Genomic DNA, 17,166 nt, shown 5'->3' on the forward strand with positions numbered 1-17,166 from the left:
GGTGGGCCGGGGTCGACCGTACCGGTGATGTGAGGGGAACGTCCCGCGGACGGCCAGAGGTTCCGTCCGAAACCCAGGAGCGGCGCCCGGCCGTCCCCGGGGACAATGGACCCCGTGCGCTTTTCGCTTCTCGGCTCCACCCAGGCACTCCGCTCCGACGGTACGCCCGTCCCGGTCGGCGGGGCGCGGTTGCGTGCCCTGCTGAGTGTGCTGGCGCTCCGGGCCGGGCGGGCCGTGCCCGTGGGCGTGCTCGTGGACGAGGTGTGGGGTGCCGACCCGCCCGCCGACGCCGCCGGGGCGCTCCAGGCGCTGGTCGGCCGGCTGCGCCGTACCCTCGGCGCGGACGCCGTCGCCTCCACCGACGGCGGCTACCGGCTCACCGCCACGCCCGACGACGTCGACCTCACCCGGTTCGACCGGCTGACCGGCGAGGGCCTCGCGGCCCTCGCCGACGGCGACCCGGCCAAGGCCGCCGCCGTCCTGGACGACGCGCTCGCCCTGTGGCACGGCCCCGCCCTCGCCGACCTGCCCGATCACTCCGCCGAGGCGGCCCGCTGGGAGACCCGCCGGCTGGACGCGCTGCGCGCCCGGCACACGGCAGCCCTCGCCCTCGGCCACGCCGAGCAGGCGCTGCCCGAGCTGACCGCGCTGTGCGACGAGCACCCGCTGGACGAACCGCTCCAGGCACTGCGGCTGCGCGCCCTGCGCGACACCGGCCGCCCCGCCCAGGCGCTCGCCGCCCACGAGGACGTACGACGCCTCCTCGCGGACCGGCTCGGCACCGACCCCGGACCCGAACTGCGCGCCCTGCACGCCGAGTTGCTGACCACCGAAGCCCCGGAGCCCCGGAAACCGGAGCCCCGGCCCGCCGTGGGCAACCTGCCCGCCCGGCTCACCTCCTTCGTGGGCCGGGAAGCCGACATCGAGGCCATCGGCGCCGATCTCGCGCGGGCCCGGCTGGTCACCCTGCTCGGGCCGGGCGGCGCCGGCAAGACCCGGCTGTCCCTGGAGGCCGCCGAGGCGGTACGGCACACCGTCCGGGACGGGGTGTGGCTGGCCGAGCTGGCCCCCGTGGACGACCCCGAGGCCGTACCGCAGGCCGTCGTCACCGCCATCGGCGCCCGCGAGACCGTGCTGCACGGCGCCGGCGTCGAAGGCATGCGCGCGGTCGCCGACCGGCACGACGAACCCCTGGAGCGGCTCCTGGAGCACTGCGCCCGGCGCCGGATGCTGATCATCCTCGACAACTGCGAGCACGTCGTGGAGGCCGCGGCCGAACTGGTGGACCGGTTGCTGTCCCGCTGCCCGGGGCTGGTCGTCCTCGCCACCAGCCGTGAACCCCTCGGTGTGCCGGGTGAGCTGCTGCGGCCGGTGGAGCCGCTGCCGGAGCCGGTCGCGCTGCGGCTGCTGGCCGAGCGGGGCGCGGCGGCCCGGCCCGGGTTCCGTACCGAGGACGATCCGGAAGGCTGCGCCGAGATCTGCCGGCGGCTCGACGGGCTGCCCCTCGCGATCGAGCTGGCCGCGGCCCGGCTGCGCATGCTCACCCCCGGGCAGATAGCGGCCCGGCTGGACGACCGCTTCCGGCTGCTCACCTCCGGCAGCCGTACCGTCCTGCCCCGCCAGCAGACCCTGCGGGCCGTCGTGGACTGGTCCTGGGATCTGCTGGACTCGGACGAACGAGATGTCCTCGCCCGGCTGTCGGTGTTCGCGGGCGGCTGCGACCTGGCCGCCGCCGAGGCCGTCTGCGGCCCGTTCGCCCTCGACGCGCTCGGCTCGCTGGTCGACAAGTCCCTTGTCGTGGCCGTCCCTTCGAGCGACGGGGAGATGCGCTACCGGCTGCTGGAGACCGTCGCCGAGTACGCCGCCGAACGGCTCGCCGAGACCGGGCGCCGTGGCGAGGCCGAGCGCGCTCACCTGACGTACTACCGCGAACTCGCCCGCGCCACCGACCCGTTGCTACGCGGCCCCGAACAGCGCACCGCCATCGACCGGTTCCAGCTGGAGTACGAGAACCTGCGCACCGCCCTGCGGCACGCCGTGACCCTCGGCGACGAGCAGGAGGCGCTGTGCCTGGTGCTGTCCCTGCTGTGGTTCTGGCAGATGCGCGACCAACGCATCGAGACCCGCAACTGGTGCCGGGAGGTCATGGCGCTCGGCCCCGACCCGTTCGCCGAGCCCGTCCGCCCGGCCCGCCCGGTGTGGCAGCGCTGCCAGGACGCCCCGCCCCCGTACACCGGCGAGGTCCTCGCCGAGGCCCGGCGCGGTGTCCATCTGGCCCATCTCGCCTGCATGGAGACCGAGTTGGAGGCCTGGCAGACGCCCGAGGCGCAGGCCAAGCTGCGGGTCGTCACCGAGGTGTACGAGCCCGGCCTGCCGCAGACCTGCCGGACCCCGGGCATACTGTGGTTCTTCGCCGAGATAATGACCGCCGGCATGGACCGGCTGCGCACGATCAGCGACGCCACCGTGGAGACCTGCCGGAACACCCCCGGCTTCGAGTGGGAGCTGGCCTGCGCTCTCCAGTTGCGCGCCGGTCTGCTCGCCAACCGCACGGCCTGGGCGGGCGACGCCTCCCGCGACGCCGACGAGGCGCTGGAGATCTACCGCCGCCTCGGTGACGCGTGGGGCACCGCCGAGGCGCTGTCCGCGCGCGGCGAGGCCCATGAGCGCAAGGGCGCCTACGCGGCCGCCGCCGCCGACTACCAGGCCGCCATCGAGCACGCCGAACGCCTCGGCGCCCGCGCCCAGATGGCCATCCTGCGTGCCCGGTTCGGCAGCGTGCTCATGGAGCGGGGCGAGCTGGAGCGCGGCGAGCAGATGCTCCGCGACGTCATCGCCAGTCAGGACGGCGCCCTCAACGAGGCGATGCCCGCCGCCCGGCTCTTCCTCGCCTGCTGGCTCGGCGTGTACGGCCGTACCGATGAGGCGCGCGAGCAACTCCGGCTGCTGCGCGAGGAGTTCACGATCGCGCACTTTGTGGTCTTCGACACGATGATCCTCGTCCAGGAGGCCTGGCTGGACGCCCTCGACCGGCTGTCGGAGCAGGCCCTGGACCGGATCCGGGAGGCGCTGCGGCTGTCCCAGGACCCGCTGTCCGAGGCCATCAGCCCGCACCTGCCCTCCGTCTGCCTCGCCGTCGCCGCGATGGCCCTGGCCGAGCGCGGCGAGGCGGGTGCCGCGGCCGGGGCCCGCTGTATGGGCGCCGCCGACGCCCTGATGCCGCCCGGTCACATCCGCTCCGGCATGGAGCGACGGGCGTACGACCTGACCGAGGCCCGGATCCGCGAGCGGCTCGACGCGGCCGGGTACGCGGCCGCGTACGCCGAGGGCGGTGGCCTCTCCCTCGCGGAGGTCACCGCCCTGCTGTGACGTGCGTGCCGGGGCGTGAACGTCAGCTCTTCGTACGGAACTTGTGGATGGCGATCGGTCCCATGACCGCCGTGATCGCCACCGACCAGCCCACGGTCACCCACAGATCGTGGGCCACCGGGCCGCCGATCATCAGCCCGCGGGCCGCGTCCGCGAGCGTGGACAGCGGGTTGTAGTCGGTGAAGTGCCGCAGCCAGCCGGGCATCGAGTTCGTCGGCGCGAAGATCGAGGAGCCGAACTGCAACGGGAACAGCACGAGGAAGCCCACGCCCTGCACCGACTGCGCGTTCTTCAGCATCACACCGAGGGTGAGGAACACCCACATGATCGAGGAGGCGAACAGCGCGGACAGGCCCACGGTCGCGAACAGTCCGGCCCAGTGGTGGATGTGGAAGCCCACCAGGGCGGCGACGACCATCAGGATGACCGTGGCGAACAGCATCCGCCCCAGCTCCACGGCGATCTTCGCGAACAGCACCGAGCCGCGTCCGATCGGCAGGGTGCGGAACCGGTCCATCACGCCGCTGTTGAAGTCCTGGCTGAACCCGGTGCCGACCCCCTGGGACAGGGTCATGCTCATCATCGCCAGCATGCCGGGGATGACGTACTGCACGTACTGGTCCTGGCCGCCGCCCAGCGCCTGGCCGATCGAGCCGCCGAAGACGTACACGAACAGCAGCGTGAAGACGATCGGCATGAACAGCGCGTCGAACATCGACTCCGGGTCCTGGCGGATCCAGAGCAGATTGCGGCGGATGAGCGCGCCGGTGTGCCGCAGATGCCCGCGCAGCGGGATCCGCACGTCGGCGTCGGTGGTGACGGGGATCGTCATGGTCGTGGCACTCATACGGCGACCTCCTCGCGGGCGTCGGCGGGCGTGGTCTGCTGCGGGGTGCCGGCACGGTGGCCGGTGAGGGACAGGAACACCTCGTCCAGGCTGGGCAGTTCGGTGGTGATGGAGGAGATCGTGATGCCGCGCGCGGTGACCGCGCCGACCACGGCGGTCAGCTGCTCGTCGCTGAGGACCGGCACCAGCAGCGAGCTGGTCTCGGGGTCCACGGTGGTGGTGGCGAGCCCGGTGATACCGAGCTCGTCCAGCATGGCGGCGAGCGGCCGCAGCTCGGCCGGGTCGAGGGGCCGCACGCGCAGCGTACGACCGCCGACCTTGGCCTTCAGCTCCTCGATCCCGCCGCCCGCGATGACCTTGCCCCGGTCCACCACGGTCAGCTCGGAGGCCAGCTGTTCGGCCTCCTCCATGTACTGGGTGGTGAGCAGCACGGTGACGCCGTCGCCGACCATGGCCTTGACCTCGTCCCACACCTCGTTGCGGGTGCGGGGGTCCAGCCCGGTGGTCGGCTCGTCGAGGTAGAGGACGGCCGGCCGGCCGATCATGGACGCGGCGAGGTCCAGCCGCCGTCGCATACCGCCGGAGTACGTGCTCGCCGGCCGCTTGGCCGCCTCGGTGAGGGAGAACCGCTCCAGCAGCTCGTCGGCCCGTGCGCGGGCGTCCTTGCGGGGGAGGTCGAGCAGCCGCCCGATCATGTACAGGTTCTCCCAGCCGGGCAGCTTCTCGTCGACGGAGGCGTACTGCCCGGTGAGCCCTATGACCCGGCGCAGCTGCCGGGGCTGCCGTACGACGTCGTAGCCGGCCACGGTGGCCCGGCCGGCGTCGGGGGTGATCAGGGTGGACAGGATCCGTACGAGGGTGGTCTTGCCGGCGCCGTTCGGCCCGAGCACGCCCATCACGGTGCCCTCGCGCACATCCAGGTCGACACCGTCCAGCGCCTTGGTCTCGCCGTAGTGCTTGACCAGCCCCCGCACCGTCACTGCACGGCTCTCGCCGACGGGGTTGTCATCGATTCGTGTCATGACGGAGACGGTGCCAGCGTCTGCCGACAAACCACCGACATCCCACCGACAGCCACCGACAATCCACCGACAAGCTGCCGACGACCACCGACAGACCTCTGACGGCACCCTCTCTGCCGACCGAGTCGGGTGGCGGGTGGGCATAGGCCGGGGGTCTGGGGGCGGAGCCCCCAGGATGACCAGCCCACCACAAGGGGGCAGCCCCGCTGACGGGGGAAGATCAGCGGGGCTGCCGGGGTGTTTCCGCAGTGGCTCAGTGGCAACGCCTAGTGGACGGAGTGCTCCTCCAGCGGGAACGTTCCGCCGACGACGTCCTCCGCGAACTCCTTCACCGCGCTCGACATGACCTCACGCAGATCGGCGTACTTCTTGACGAACTTCGGGACCCGCCCGGAGGTCAGCCCCAGCATGTCCGTCCAGACCAGGACCTGCGCGTCCGTCTCGGGCCCGGCGCCGATACCGACCGTCGGGATGTGCAGCACCCGCGTCACCTCGGCCGCCAGCTCCGCCGGAACCAGCTCCAGCACGACGGCGAACGCACCCGCGTCCTGCACCGCCTTGGCGTCCCGCAGCAGCTGCTGCGCCGCCTCCTCGCCGCGCCCCTGCACGCGGTAGCCCATCGCGTTCACGGACTGCGGGGTCAGCCCGATGTGCGCCATCACCGGGATGCCGGACTCCACCAGCAGCCGGATCTGCTCGTGCGAGCGCTCGCCGCCCTCCAGCTTGACCGCGCCGACCCCGGCCTCCTTCACCAGCCGGGTCGCCGAGCGCAGCGCCTGCACCGGGCCCTCCTGGTACGAGCCGAAGGGGAGGTCGCCCACGATCAGGGCGCGCTGCGTGCCGCGCACGACGGCGGCGGACAGCATGGTCATCTCGTCCAGCGTGACGGGTACGGTCGTCTCGTACCCGAGGTGGCAGTTGCCCGCCGAGTCGCCGACCAGGATCACCGGGATCCCGGCCTCGTCGAAGACGGACGCGGTCATCGCGTCGTAGGCGGTGAGCATGGGCCACTTCTCGCCGCGTTCCTTGGCGAGGGCGATGTCGCGCACAGTGATACGGCGTGTGCCCTTGCCCCCGTACAGCGCCTTGCTGCCGTCGGTGGGCCTCGTCTGGGCAGCCGAAAGCTGCGTCATTGCAACGGCTCCTTCAGTCATCTCGTGGCGCCCTTACGGCGTCCCCGGATCGTCTCCATGGTGGCACTTCGTGCCGGGCACGGCCAGGGGGACCCCCTGTGATCCCGTCGAGAACGGCTTCAGGTCCCGCTACGTAAGGCCTTGGTAAAGAAGATAGATACGAGACCGTTCCGTATCGAAATGCTCGTAGCCTCGAACACATGACAAGTCCCGTCCCTGCCTCCCGGATACCGGAAGCGGTGCACCGGCGCCGGTGGGCGATCCTCGGTGTGCTGATGCTGAGCCTGCTCATCGTGGTGCTCGACAACTCGATCCTGAACGTCGCGATCAAGACCATCTCCAGCCCGGCGCCCACCGGCCTCGGCGCCAGTCAGGGCCAGATCGAGTGGGCGATCAACGCCTACACCCTCGTCTTCGCCGGCCTGCTCTTCACCGCCGGCCTCGTCGGCGACCGCCTCGGCCGCAAGAAGGTGCTGATCAGCGGCATCGCCGTGTTCGGCATCGGCTCCGCCCTGGCCGCCGAGTCCGGCTCCCCGGGCCAGCTGATCGCCTTCCGTGCCCTGATGGCCCTCGGCGCCGCCTTCGTCATGCCCTCCACCCTCGCCGTGCTGATGAACGTCTTCGAGCGCGAGGAGCAGCCCAAGGCCATCGGCATCTGGGCCGGCGGCGTCGGCCTCGCCATCGCCGTCGGGCCGATCACCGGCGGCGCCCTGCTCGACCACTTCTGGTGGGGCTCGGTCTTCTTCGTGAACGTGCCGATCGTGATCGTCGCGCTGATCCTGATGACCTGGCTGGTGCCCGACTCCCGCGACCCGAAGCCCGGCCGCCTCGATCCGGTCGGCGTGCTCCTGTCCGTCGTCGGTCTCGTCCTGCTGGTCTACGGCGTCATCAAGGGCGGCGAGCTGGCCGACTTCACGGACACGAAGGTGCTGGCGACCATCGGCGCCGGTCTCGCCGTCCTCGTCGCCTTCGTCGTCTTCGAGAAGCGCAGCGACCACCCGTCCCTGGACGTCACCTACTTCAAGAACAAGATCTTCTCGGCCGCCATGGGCGCCATCGCGCTCTCGTTCTTCGCGCTCATGGGCGTCACGTTCTTCGGCGTCTTCTACACCCAGAGCGTGCGCGGCTACTCGCCGCTGGAGTCCGGCGTGCTGCTGCTGCCGCTCGCCGCCGCGCAGCTGATCTTCGCGCCGCGCGCCCGGCTGCTCGTCGCGCGGTTCGGCAACCGGGCCACCACCACGGCCGGCATGGTGCTGATCGCCGCGACGCTCGCCGCGTTCGCCGGCTTCGAGGCCGACACGCCCATCTGGCTGCTGGAGGTCGTGTTCTTCCTCATGGGCACCGGTATGGCGCACATCATGACGCCGACCTCGGTCGTCATCATGCAGGCCCTGCCCCGCGAGAAGGCCGGCTCCGCCTCCGCGCTGAGCAACACCTTCCGCCAGGTCGGCGGCGCCCTCGGCATCGCCGTGCTCGGCTCGGTGCTCGCCGCGTCGTACCGGAGCGGGGTCGAGGACAAGCTCGGCCTGCTGCCGCCCGCCCTGCGCGACAAGGCCGGTGAGTCCATCGAGGCCACCCTCGGCATCGCCGGCAAGCTCGGCCCGCGGGGCCAGGCCCTGGTCGCCCCCGCCGACCACGCATTCCTGCACGCCATGCACGTCACCGCCCTGTGCGGTGCGGGCATCGCGCTGATCGGCGCCGTGGTGACCGCCCTGTTCCTGCCGGGCCGGCCGACGGCGGGTCAGGAGGACCGGAAGGAGCCGGAGTTGGTCGCGGTCGGAGACTGACCCGGACCAGCGGTCGTCCAGCGGTCGTCGAGGGGGGAAGGAGGGGTGCTGCGGCACAATCGCCGCAGCACAGTGAGAGGACGGAAACGACGTGACCCCTGCCGACACCGGCACCGACACCGGCACCGACTCCAGCATCGACACCGGCGTCGGCGGCCGGACGCGACCCTGCGGTGCCGTGCGGGGCAGGCCCCGCAGCGAGGCCGTGGAACGCGCCATCCTCGAAGGCGTGATGAAGCTCCTGGAGGACGGCGTCCCCCTCGCCGAGCTCTCCATCGAGCGCGTCGCACGCACGGCCGGCGTCGGCAAGGCCACCATCTACCGCCGCTGGAGCGGCAAGGAGGAGCTGTTCGTCGACGTCGTACGCGCCGCCGAACCCCCCGACCCCGAACTCCCCGGCACCAGCCTGCGCGACGACCTCGTCGTCCTGCTGGAGTCCCTGCGCGTGCGCGGCCTCGCCAGCCGCTCCTCCGCGATCCTGCACAACGTGTACGCCCAGATGAAATCCAGCCCCAAGGTCTGGGCGGCGTACCACGCCGGCGTCATCGCCCCCCGCCGCGACCTCGTCATCGAGGTGCTGCGCCGGGGGCGGGACAGCGGCGAACTCCGGCCGGACATCGATCTGGAACTGGCCAACGACCTGTTCGTCGGCCCCATGCTCGTCCGCAGCATCCTGCGCCCCGACGGCGAGCTGCCCGAGGGCCTCGCGGAGGAGATCGTCGACACGGTCCTCACCTGCCTACGACCCGTCAGCTCGACAGCCTCGTAGCATCCATGTGCGGGTTTCGTCACAGACCTCAGGGGTCGCACCGCTGAACGGAACTCGCGGCCCCGCGCCGTTCGTCCTCGACTTCCGTACGGCCGTCATGGGACGGCGGGAACGGAGCCGATCATCCCCTAGGGTCGACAGCGGCACGGGGGGACGACGGTGCACGGCAGGCAGTGAGGCAGACGGTATGGCGCAGCAGGCGTACGTTTCGGAGACGACGGGCGACGGCAAGGGGCCGAAGCGACCGGGATCCCGGCTCCGACGCCTGGCACAGCGCCTGTTCTCCGGCTGGCGCGGCGACCCGCGCATCTGGCGCCGGGGCATCGTCCTGGCGGTCCTCGCCCTCCTCCTGGCCCTGGTGATGCTGCTGCACTCGCGCATCCCCAACCAGGTGGGCAACCTCGGCAGCCTCACGGAGACCTTCCTGCCCTGGCTGGGCCTGACCGTCCCGCTGCTGCTGCTCTGCGCCCTGATCCGGAAGTCGGCGACCGCGCTCCTCGCGATCCTCCTGCCGGTGATCGTGTGGCTGAACCTCTTCGGGGGCCTGCTCTTCGACCGCACGGGAACGGGCGGCGACCTGATGGTGGCGACCCACAACGTCAACGCCGACAACCCCGACCCGTCGGCGACCGCCCGCGCGGTCGCCTCCTCCGGCGCCGACGTGCTCGCCCTGGAGGAGATCCCGAACCCCGCCGTCCCCGTCTACGAGCAGGCGCTCGCGCCGACGTACCGGTACCACGCGGTCGTCGGCACGGTCGGGCTGTGGAGCAGGTACCCGATGAGCGACGTGCACGCCGTCGACATCAAGCTCGGCTGGGAGCGGGCGATGCGCGCCACCGTGGCGACCCCCAAGGGTCCGATCGCGGTGTACGTCGCGCACATGCCCTCGGTCCGGGTGAAGATGGCGGCGGGTTTCACCGCCCGCCAGCGGGACAAGAGCGCCGATGCGCTGGGCGAGGCGATCGCCGCCGAGCCGCTGAAGCGCGTGGTCCTGCTCGGTGATCTGAACGGTACGATGAACGACCGTTCACTCAACGAGATCACCTCCCAGATGCGCTCCACGCAGGGCGCGGCGGGCAGCGGCTTCGGGTTCAGCTGGCCGGCGTCGTTCCCGATGGCACGGATCGACCAGATCATGGTCAAGGGCGTCGAGCCCAGGAGCTCCTGGACCCTGCCGCGCACCGGCAGCGACCACCTCCCGGTGGCGGCCCGTGTGCAGCTGGACACGTCGTCGTAACCCCCTGGAATACTGGGCCTGAGAGGCTTTGTTCCGTAGCTGAACATAAGCTGTGACGGAACTCCGCTCTCTTACTTCGAAAGGCACAGGCCCTTCATGCCCCTGGCCCTGCTCGCTCTGGCCGTCGGCGCTTTCGGTATCGGTACCACCGAGTTCGTGATGATGGGCCTGCTGCCCGACGTCGCGGACGACCTGCACATCTCCATCCCCACGGCCGGTCACCTGGTCTCGGCGTACGCGCTGGGCGTGGTGATCGGCGCCCCCCTGCTGGCCGCCGTGACGGCGCGGATGTCCCGCCGCACGGTCCTGATCGGCCTGATGGGGCTGTTCGTCGCGGGCAACGCCCTGTCGGCGTTCGCCCCCGGCAACGACTCCCTGCTGGCCGCCCGCTTCCTCAGCGGCCTGCCGCACGGCGCCTTCTTCGGTGTGGGCGCGGTCGTCGCCACGTCGATGGTGCCGCCGGAGCGCAAGGCCCGCTCCGTGTCGCTGATGTTCCTCGGCCTGACCGTCGCCAACATCGCGGGCGTGCCGGTGGCGACCCTGATGGGCCAGCACCTGGGCTGGCGGGCGACCTTCCTCGGCGTGAGCGTGATCGGCCTGGCGGCGATCGCGTCGCTGGCACTGCTGATCCCGCACGACAGGACGCACGCCGGGTCGGCGGGCGGCCTGCGCGGCGAACTGGCCGCGCTGAGGTCCCTGCCGGTCTGGCTCGCGCTCGGTACGACGGTGGCGGGCTTCGGCGCGCTCTTCGCGGCCTACAGCTACGTCACCCCGATGCTGACGGAGTCGGCGGGTTACGCGGAGGGCAGCGTGACCCTGCTCCTGGCCCTGTTCGGCGTGGGCGCGACGGCGGGCAACCTGCTGGGCGGCCGGCTCGCGGACCACTCGCTGCGGGGCACGCTGTTCGGCGGCCTGGCCTCACTGGGTGCCGTGCTGCTGCTGTTCCCGGTGCTGATGCGGGCGGAGTGGAGCGCGGCGCTGGCGGTGACCCTGCTCGGTATGGCGGCGTTCATCACGGGTTCGCCGCTCCAGCTGATGGTCATGGAGAAGGCGTCGGCGGCCCCCTCCCTGGCCTCCTCCGCCAACCAGGCGGCCTTCAACCTGGCCAACGCCGGCGGCGCCTGGATCGGCGGCCTGGCCCTCGCGGCGGGCTTCGGCGCCACGTCGCCCGCCCTGGCCGGCGCGGCCCTGGCGGTGCTGGGGCTGGGCGTGGCGGGGGTGGCGTACGCGGTGGACCGGCGGCGGGCGACTCCGTCGGTGGGGCGCGTCGTCACGTCGCACGTGCCGGAGGACCTGGCGGCGCTGCACCGCTGACCCCACGGTCAGCGGTGCAGTGGTCAGCCGTAGCAGGCGGCCAGCGCGGCCGGCCGGAATCTGTGGCTGAAGTCCAGCGGGATGTCCAGGGCCAGGAAGTTCTTGCCGTTTCCCGTCCTGGCCCGCAGGCGGATCCGGTGCTGGGCCACCGGCACCGTCTCGGGAAGCTGGAGGTTCCATGCCTGCCGCCACGGGCCGGCGGGCGGTCTGGGGTCGCCCGACAGTCTCGCGCCCAGGCCCGCCAGCAGATCGGGCAGCCGGTAGCTTCTGTCCAGCATCTTCACCGGGCCGAACTTCATGACCACACTGCAGGTGACCCGGGTCAGGTCGACGGTCTCCTTGAGATGACCGTCGATCTCCCAGCGGACCTGGCGCCCTAGCCACGGCAGTGCGGGGGTCAACCTGATGTCACGGATGTCCAGGACGTAGGTCTCGTCGCTCGCGTCCTCCACCAGGCGCATGGCTCACCTCGCTCACCCTGCGGTGTGTCGTCTCGGTGTCTCGGACAACCCCGGCGCGGCCGGTGCGCGCGCCCACGGGAGGCGCTGGGCGCCTCGTGTTCGGCCCAGGGCCGGGGTGTGCGCGGCGCGGGGTTGCCTGACAATGACGGGGACAGGAGCCCCGGCCCGATTCCGGCGGGCCGGGGCTCCACATGATGCAGTCGGTTCTGGATTAGGCCTCGTGGCCCTTGACCACGCGGAAGCTGGCCAGCACGCCGTCCTCGACCTTGACGCCCTCGGGGGGGCACGCGTGCACGCCGAAGCTGGAGCTGTGGGGGCCGACGGTGGCGATGGGGGCGCCGTTGTCGCAGACCGCTCCGCGGAAGACCTCGACGGTCTTGTGGCTGTCGTTGCGGATGTTCAGGGTCTTGGCACCCAGGCCGCTGACGACGGTGATGCAGCCACCCGGGTGGGGGGAGTACGAGCGCTCGTTGATCTCGATCCGGCCCTCGTGCCGGCGGCCCCGGCCCTCCTCTCCCCGGCCCTCGTTGCCCCGGCCCTCGTTGCCCTTGCCCCAGTTCTCGTTGCCGTTGCCGGAGTCGCCGCCCTGCGGCGCGGCGACGGCCGCCGCCGGAGCCGCCTGAGGAACCGGAGCGGAAGCAGCCGAGGCGTACGTGATGCCGGTCGCGGCAAGAGCTGCGGCGGCCCCGACGGCGGCGGTCACCATGGTGGATCGTGCGAGCTTCATGTCGCTTCTCCTGTCTCGTATCTCCGAGGTGCCGGCCCGTCAGCCGGCTCGGGAACGAACATACCCATCGCGGTCATATCAGTCATACCGGAAAGTCGACGTGAGGGCCGATCAGGGTATTTGTGACCTCGGGTGCCGCCTCTCCGGGGCGCTGACGCCCGTCTCAACTGACCAAGAAAAAAGAACGATTGACGTACTTTTACGCCGTCGGAGTGATCTTCTGACGTCCGCTCACCGCAGATCGGCACGGCGTGTCGCTGCGGATGTGACGCGGTGCGTCGTGTTAGGCGGGCGCGTAAAAACAAAAAGGGGGGCGTGAGGTCCACCAGGACCCCACGCCCCCCGCTCCTCAGCGGAGCGTCAGTGCGTCAGTGCTTCGCGTACGACTGCACGTAGCCGTTCGCGGGCGTGCCCACGCCCGTCACGTCGTCGTAGCCCTTCACCGCGGACAGGGAGCTGTCCTTGCCGAGGCTGCGGGCCGAGTACAGCAGGCCGCCGGAGGCGTCCAGGCCGTTGGCGAAGTCCACGCGGGCGACCGCCAGGCCGGAGCCCGTCGGGTTGTCCGTGACGTCGTGGAAGACGCCCTTCTTGTAGTCGGCGTAGATCGTCGGGTTGGCGAAGCCGATCGCCTTGCCGCCGCGGGCCTCCTGGGCCAGGGCCTGGATGGCCGCGATGGTCGGCGCGGCCAGCGACGTGCCGCCGATGCGGTACTCGCTGTACTGCTGCGAGCCGTCCGGGAAGGTCTGCGTCTGGCCGACCAGGAAGCCGGTGTTCGGGTCGGCGATGGCCGCGATGTCCGGGACGACACGGTTGCCGGAGGCGTTGTTCGCCTGCGACAGCGCGTCCGGGACGACGCCCTTCTGGTAGTACGGCTCGGCGACCGTCTTGCTGGTGCCGCCGCCCGCGCCCGAGGTGAACGCGCCGGGGAAGTTCGTCCAGCTCTTGCCGTCCGCCGCCAGGGTCGCCTTCTCGGTGCCCCAGCCGGTCTCCCACAGGTACTTGTCGCCCTTGCCGACCGCCAGGGACGTACCGCCGACCGCGGTCACCCAGGCCGAGTTGGCCGGGGTGTCGACCTGCTTCGTACCGGTGTTGGCGACCTCGTCACCGTTGTCGCCGGAGGAGAAGTAGAAGCCGATGCCCTGCACCGCGCCCAGCTGGAAGACCTGGTCGTAGGCCGCGGCCAGGTCCGGAGTCTGGCTGGACTCCACGTCGCCCCAGGAGTTGGAGACGATGTCGGCCAGGTGGTTGTCCACGACCTTGCTGAGCGAGTCGAGCAGGTCGTCGTCGTAGCAGGAGGCGGCGCCCACGTAGGTGACGTCCGCGTCCGGCGCGACCGCGTGCACGGCCTCGACGTCGAGGGTCTCCTCGCCGTACCAGCCGGCGGCCTTGCACTCCTTGGTCCTGGTCCAGTTGTTCGGCAGGACCTGGTGCAGCTGGCTGGTCTTCCAGGCCGCGTCACCGTTCTTCAGCGCGTACGTGCCGGCGTCGAAGGCGATGGTCGGCGAGGCGTAGGCGTCGGTGATGGCGACGCGGACACCCTTGCCGGTGTACTTGCCGGCGCCGTACGCCGCGCGCAGCTGCTTGCCGGTGTAGCCCTTGATCGCGTACGGGATCTTGCCGCCGTACGCGTCCGGCAGCGTGGTCGCGATGTTCGAGCCGAAGTACGTCGAGAACGGGCCCGAGTTCCTGAACACGGCGTCCGGCGCCGGCAGCTGGTCGTCGTGGTTCGCCTTGTGCGGGGCGTTGTCCAGGCCGGTGACGGTCAGGACGGCACCCCGCAGGGCGGCCGGGACGGAGGCCGTCTGCGCCGGGGCGCGGTAAGTCGCCGAGCCCTTGGCGTAGTTGTGCAGCTTGGTGCCGAACGCCTTCTCGGCGGCGGCGACGTCACCGGAGACGGCGACGTAGTGCTGGGTGACCGAGGTGACCTTCAGTCCGGCCGACGTCAGCCAGGACTTGACGGCGTCCACCTGGGCCTTGGTGGCCCCGAAGCGGGCCTGCGCGGTCTTCGCGCTCAGGTACTTGCCGTAGTGCGGCGAGCTCGGGTCGGACACCGCCTTGGCGTAGGCGGCGAGGCCCGCCGCGTCCCGCCCGGCCAGGTAGACCCGGGCGTTCACCGCGGCGCTGTCCGCGGTGGCTCCCTTGTCCGCCTTGGCCGTGGCCCACAGCGGCTTGGTGCCGTTCAGTGCCTGACGAGCAGGGCTGTCCGCGGCGTGTGCCGCGGGTATGCCCAGCGCCAGCGCGCCGGCGACCATGGGCAGTGTCGCTGCCATGCTCACGGCGCGCAGCTTGGCGCGGTTGGATCTCATAGAACCCCCTGCGATGCGGTTCGCATGCATGTAGTGGTCGATTCGTCATGCGGTCCGCGTGCCGGCCCGCGGCGGTTCGGCCGACCGTATGGATCACACGATGGGGGTTACTTTGTCCGATGAACCGTTCATGTCAGGGGAACGGAAAGGTCAAGAGAAGCTCAAGTAACCGTCAGGTAGGGCGATTTGGGCCTATTTATCCTTACGGCTGAGTAACGGAACAGATCGTCCACTGTTCACGAACGCGCTTTCACTCCGTTCACGAACGTGGCTTCGCTCCCCGCTCCTTGAGCATCCCGGCCATCACCTGGAGCTCCGACTGCTGCGCGTCGACCATGCCCTGCGCGAGCCGCTTCTCCACCGCGACGGTGCACTTGGCCACACACCCCTCGGCCATGTGGATACCGCCCTTGTGATGGTCCGTCATCAACTGGAGGTAGAAGACCTCGGCCTGCTTGCCGCTGAGCGACTGGAGCTTCTTCAGCTCCGTGTTCGTCGCCATGCCCGGCATCAGCGAGCCGTCCCCGCGCTCGGGCATGTCGCCCATGCCCATCCAGGCCATCGGCGGCTTCGCCGACACCTTCGGCAGCCCCCACAGATCCAGCCAGCCCAGCAGCATGCCGCGCTGGTTGGCCTGCGTCTGCGCGATGTCGTACGCGAGCCGCCGCACGTCCGGGTCCGTCGTGCGGTCGCGCACGATGTACGACATCTCGACGGCCTGCTGGTGGTGCACGGCCATGTCCCGGGCGAACCCGGCGTCGGCCGACTCCGCCGCCGGTGTCTTCGCGTCCGGTCCGCCGGAGTCCTCGGCCACCGCGTAGGTGACCGCGCCGGCGGCGACGAGCACCGCCGCCGCCGTGCCCGCCACCCAGCCGACGCGCCGCCGGCCCACTACATCGCCCCGCTGGTGCAGGCGGCGCCCGGCTCCGGGGTCTGCGGGCCCTCGACGTAGGCGGTGAAGAACTTGTCCACCTCGGGGTCGCTCGCGCTCTTCACCGCCACCTGGCGGCCCCAGGCCGACAGCATCAGCGGCGCGGCCTGGTTCTCGTACGGGCTCATCATCGAGTACGGCGTCTTCTTCACCTTCGCCGCGAGCAGGTCCACGTCGGCCTTGCTCGCCTTGCTGGTGTACGTCACCCAGACCGCGCCGTGCTCCAGCGAGTGCACGGCGTTCTCGTCCTGGAGCGGCTTGGTGTAGACGGTACCGTCACAGGTCGCCCAGACCGGGTTGTGGTTCCCGCCGACCGGGGGGTGCATCGGGTACGACACCCTGGTCGTCACATGCGTGCGCGACAGCGTGCCGGACCAGGTCTGCACACCGTCCTTGCCGGTGGTGAAGTGCCCGGAGTCCCCGGCGGGGCCACCGCCCTTGGAGCCGCCGTCGGAGCCGCTCTTGGAGTCGCTCGCGGTGAGCGACTTCTTGTCCGACTGGGAGTTCACGAGGACCACACCACCGACGACGAGACCGGTGACGACCACCACGGAGGCGCCGATGGTGAGCGCCCGGTTGCGGCGCTCACGGGCACGCTCGGCGCGCCGCATCTCGTCGATGCGCGCCTTGCGCGCCGCGCTGCTGCTGTTCTTCGCGGAACCCATGAGGCTTGTGTCCTTCTGAGGGAGAGGGGACGGGCGGGGTGGGTGGGGCCCGCTGATCGTAATCGGCAACCGCTGCCGCGCCGTAGGAACGGACAGCAAACAGACAGGCAAAGGGATAATTTGAACCCGGGATGCGTATTACCTACGCTCGCGGTATGCGGCTCCTTCGCTCCACCGACCTGGCCCTGCGGATGCTGATGCGCCTCGCCGTCGCCGCCGACGCCACGCCCACCACCCGCCAGGTGGCGGCGGACATGGACGTGCCTTACACCCACGCCGCCAAGGTCGTCGCCGAGCTCCAGCACCTGGGCCTGGTCGACGCCCGGCGCGGCCGGGGCGGCGGCCTCACGCTCACCGAGGCGGGCCGTACGGCGTCGGTGGGGGCGGTGGTGCGGGTTTTCGAGGGCGACGGTGACGTGGTCGACTGCGAGGGGGCCACGCCGTGCCCGCTGCGGTCCGGCTGCCGTCTGAGGGGGGCGCTGCGGCGGGCCCAGGAGGCGTTCTTCGCCAGCCTGGACCCGATCACGATCGGGGAGATCGTCGCCGAGCCGACGGGGCCGTTGCTCCTGGGGATCTCCCGGCGCGACTGAGCGGGTGA

Annotated in this window: 14 protein-coding genes; 6 read left to right on the forward strand and 8 right to left on the reverse strand. The window is 71.2% G+C overall.

Annotation, left to right across the window (positions count from 1 at the left end):
- Nucleotides 1-105: 105 nt before the first annotated feature.
- A complete protein-coding gene (locus LE548_RS13910; protein ID WP_225097108.1) occupies nucleotides 106-3,369 on the forward strand; it encodes a BTAD domain-containing putative transcriptional regulator in 3,264 nt (1,087 codons plus the stop codon).
- A 22-nt stretch (nucleotides 3,370-3,391) separates the two neighbouring features.
- Here the strand turns inward: LE548_RS13910 and LE548_RS13915 are convergent, their stop codons facing one another.
- The 3 genes from LE548_RS13915 to panB form a co-directional block, all read right to left on the reverse strand.
- Nucleotides 3,392-4,216: an ABC transporter permease gene (locus tag LE548_RS13915; RefSeq protein WP_225097109.1), complete on the reverse strand. Its 825-nt coding sequence runs from the start codon at nucleotides 4,214-4,216 to the stop codon at nucleotides 3,392-3,394.
- Nucleotides 4,213-5,238, reverse strand: a complete 1,026-nt coding sequence (locus tag LE548_RS13920) for an ATP-binding cassette domain-containing protein (protein WP_225097110.1) — start codon at nucleotides 5,236-5,238, stop codon at nucleotides 4,213-4,215. Before LE548_RS13920 ends, LE548_RS13915 begins: the two co-directional genes overlap by 4 nt.
- A 266-nt stretch (nucleotides 5,239-5,504) precedes the next feature.
- Complete coding sequence (gene panB / locus LE548_RS13925; protein WP_225097111.1) at nucleotides 5,505-6,371, reverse strand: 3-methyl-2-oxobutanoate hydroxymethyltransferase; 867 nt, start codon at nucleotides 6,369-6,371, stop codon at nucleotides 5,505-5,507.
- Nucleotides 6,372-6,571: 200 nt separating this feature from the next.
- On the opposite strand from panB, the gene LE548_RS13930 reads away from it, so the two are divergent.
- The 4 genes from LE548_RS13930 (at nucleotide 6,572) to LE548_RS13945 (ending at nucleotide 11,478) form a co-directional block, all read left to right on the forward strand.
- Nucleotides 6,572-8,158 (forward strand): MFS transporter, encoded by a 1,587-nt coding sequence (locus tag LE548_RS13930; protein ID WP_225097112.1) that lies wholly within the window; start codon nucleotides 6,572-6,574, stop codon nucleotides 8,156-8,158.
- A gap of 232 nt (nucleotides 8,159-8,390) precedes the next feature.
- The gene (locus tag LE548_RS13935) at nucleotides 8,391-8,927 is read left to right on the forward strand and encodes a TetR/AcrR family transcriptional regulator (protein WP_263636089.1); all 537 of its coding nucleotides are present in this window, start codon (nucleotides 8,391-8,393) and stop codon (nucleotides 8,925-8,927) included.
- Nucleotides 8,928-9,114: 187 nt separating this feature from the next.
- Complete coding sequence (locus LE548_RS13940; protein WP_225097113.1) at nucleotides 9,115-10,164, forward strand: endonuclease/exonuclease/phosphatase family protein; 1,050 nt, start codon at nucleotides 9,115-9,117, stop codon at nucleotides 10,162-10,164.
- Nucleotides 10,165-10,260: 96 nt separating this feature from the next.
- Nucleotides 10,261-11,478, forward strand: coding sequence for an MFS transporter (locus LE548_RS13945; RefSeq protein ID WP_225097114.1), 1,218 nt, complete (start codon nucleotides 10,261-10,263; stop codon nucleotides 11,476-11,478).
- A gap of 23 nt (nucleotides 11,479-11,501) precedes the next feature.
- Here the strand turns inward: LE548_RS13945 and LE548_RS13950 are convergent, their stop codons facing one another.
- The 5 genes from LE548_RS13950 to LE548_RS13970 all read right to left on the reverse strand — a co-directional run bounded on the left by LE548_RS13950 (nucleotide 11,502) and on the right by LE548_RS13970 (nucleotide 16,568).
- A complete protein-coding gene (locus tag LE548_RS13950; protein WP_225097115.1) occupies nucleotides 11,502-11,939 on the reverse strand; it encodes a hypothetical protein in 438 nt (145 codons plus the stop codon).
- A 211-nt stretch (nucleotides 11,940-12,150) separates the two neighbouring features.
- Nucleotides 12,151-12,666 carry a hypothetical protein gene (locus tag LE548_RS13955; RefSeq protein WP_225097116.1) on the reverse strand — a complete coding sequence of 172 codons (516 nt, stop codon included), beginning with the start codon at nucleotides 12,664-12,666 and terminating at the stop codon, nucleotides 12,151-12,153.
- A 368-nt stretch (nucleotides 12,667-13,034) separates the two neighbouring features.
- Nucleotides 13,035-14,972, reverse strand: coding sequence for a protease pro-enzyme activation domain-containing protein (locus LE548_RS13960; RefSeq protein WP_225097117.1), 1,938 nt, complete (start codon nucleotides 14,970-14,972; stop codon nucleotides 13,035-13,037).
- Nucleotides 14,973-15,231: 259 nt separating this feature from the next.
- Nucleotides 15,232-15,864, reverse strand: a complete 633-nt coding sequence (locus LE548_RS13965) for a DUF305 domain-containing protein (protein ID WP_225097118.1) — start codon at nucleotides 15,862-15,864, stop codon at nucleotides 15,232-15,234.
- Nucleotides 15,864-16,568, reverse strand: a complete 705-nt coding sequence (locus LE548_RS13970; RefSeq protein WP_225097119.1) for a DUF3105 domain-containing protein — start codon at nucleotides 16,566-16,568, stop codon at nucleotides 15,864-15,866. Before LE548_RS13970 ends, LE548_RS13965 begins: the two co-directional genes overlap by 1 nt.
- Before the next feature lie 155 nt (nucleotides 16,569-16,723).
- Here LE548_RS13970 and LE548_RS13975 point away from each other — a divergent pair, with 155 nt between their 5' ends.
- The gene (locus LE548_RS13975; protein ID WP_225097120.1) at nucleotides 16,724-17,158 is read left to right on the forward strand and encodes an Rrf2 family transcriptional regulator; all 435 of its coding nucleotides are present in this window, start codon (nucleotides 16,724-16,726) and stop codon (nucleotides 17,156-17,158) included.
- Nucleotides 17,159-17,166 lie beyond the last annotated feature (8 nt).

Origin of the sequence: Streptomyces sp. CoH27, assembly GCF_020181035.1 — a bacterium.
GTDB classification, from domain to species: domain Bacteria; phylum Actinomycetota; class Actinomycetes; order Streptomycetales; family Streptomycetaceae; genus Streptomyces; species Streptomyces camelliae.

Coding starts and splice junctions, on each gene's coding strand:
- LE548_RS13910 (WP_225097108.1), top strand. CDS start 106: ATGGACCCCGTGCGCTTTTCGCTTCTCGGCTCCACCCAGGCACTCCGC.
- LE548_RS13915 (WP_225097109.1), bottom strand. CDS start 4,216: ATGAGTGCCACGACCATGACGATCCCCGTCACCACCGACGCCGACGTG.
- LE548_RS13920 (WP_225097110.1), bottom strand. CDS start 5,238: ATGACACGAATCGATGACAACCCCGTCGGCGAGAGCCGTGCAGTGACG.
- panB (WP_225097111.1), bottom strand. CDS start 6,371: ATGACGCAGCTTTCGGCTGCCCAGACGAGGCCCACCGACGGCAGCAAG.
- LE548_RS13930 (WP_225097112.1), top strand. CDS start 6,572: ATGACAAGTCCCGTCCCTGCCTCCCGGATACCGGAAGCGGTGCACCGG.
- LE548_RS13935 (WP_263636089.1), top strand. CDS start 8,391: ATGAAGCTCCTGGAGGACGGCGTCCCCCTCGCCGAGCTCTCCATCGAG.
- LE548_RS13940 (WP_225097113.1), top strand. CDS start 9,115: ATGGCGCAGCAGGCGTACGTTTCGGAGACGACGGGCGACGGCAAGGGG.
- LE548_RS13945 (WP_225097114.1), top strand. CDS start 10,261: ATGCCCCTGGCCCTGCTCGCTCTGGCCGTCGGCGCTTTCGGTATCGGT.
- LE548_RS13950 (WP_225097115.1), bottom strand. CDS start 11,939: ATGCGCCTGGTGGAGGACGCGAGCGACGAGACCTACGTCCTGGACATC.
- LE548_RS13955 (WP_225097116.1), bottom strand. CDS start 12,666: ATGAAGCTCGCACGATCCACCATGGTGACCGCCGCCGTCGGGGCCGCC.
- LE548_RS13960 (WP_225097117.1), bottom strand. CDS start 14,972: ATGAGATCCAACCGCGCCAAGCTGCGCGCCGTGAGCATGGCAGCGACA.
- LE548_RS13970 (WP_225097119.1), bottom strand. CDS start 16,568: ATGGGTTCCGCGAAGAACAGCAGCAGCGCGGCGCGCAAGGCGCGCATC.
- LE548_RS13975 (WP_225097120.1), top strand. CDS start 16,724: ATGCGGCTCCTTCGCTCCACCGACCTGGCCCTGCGGATGCTGATGCGC.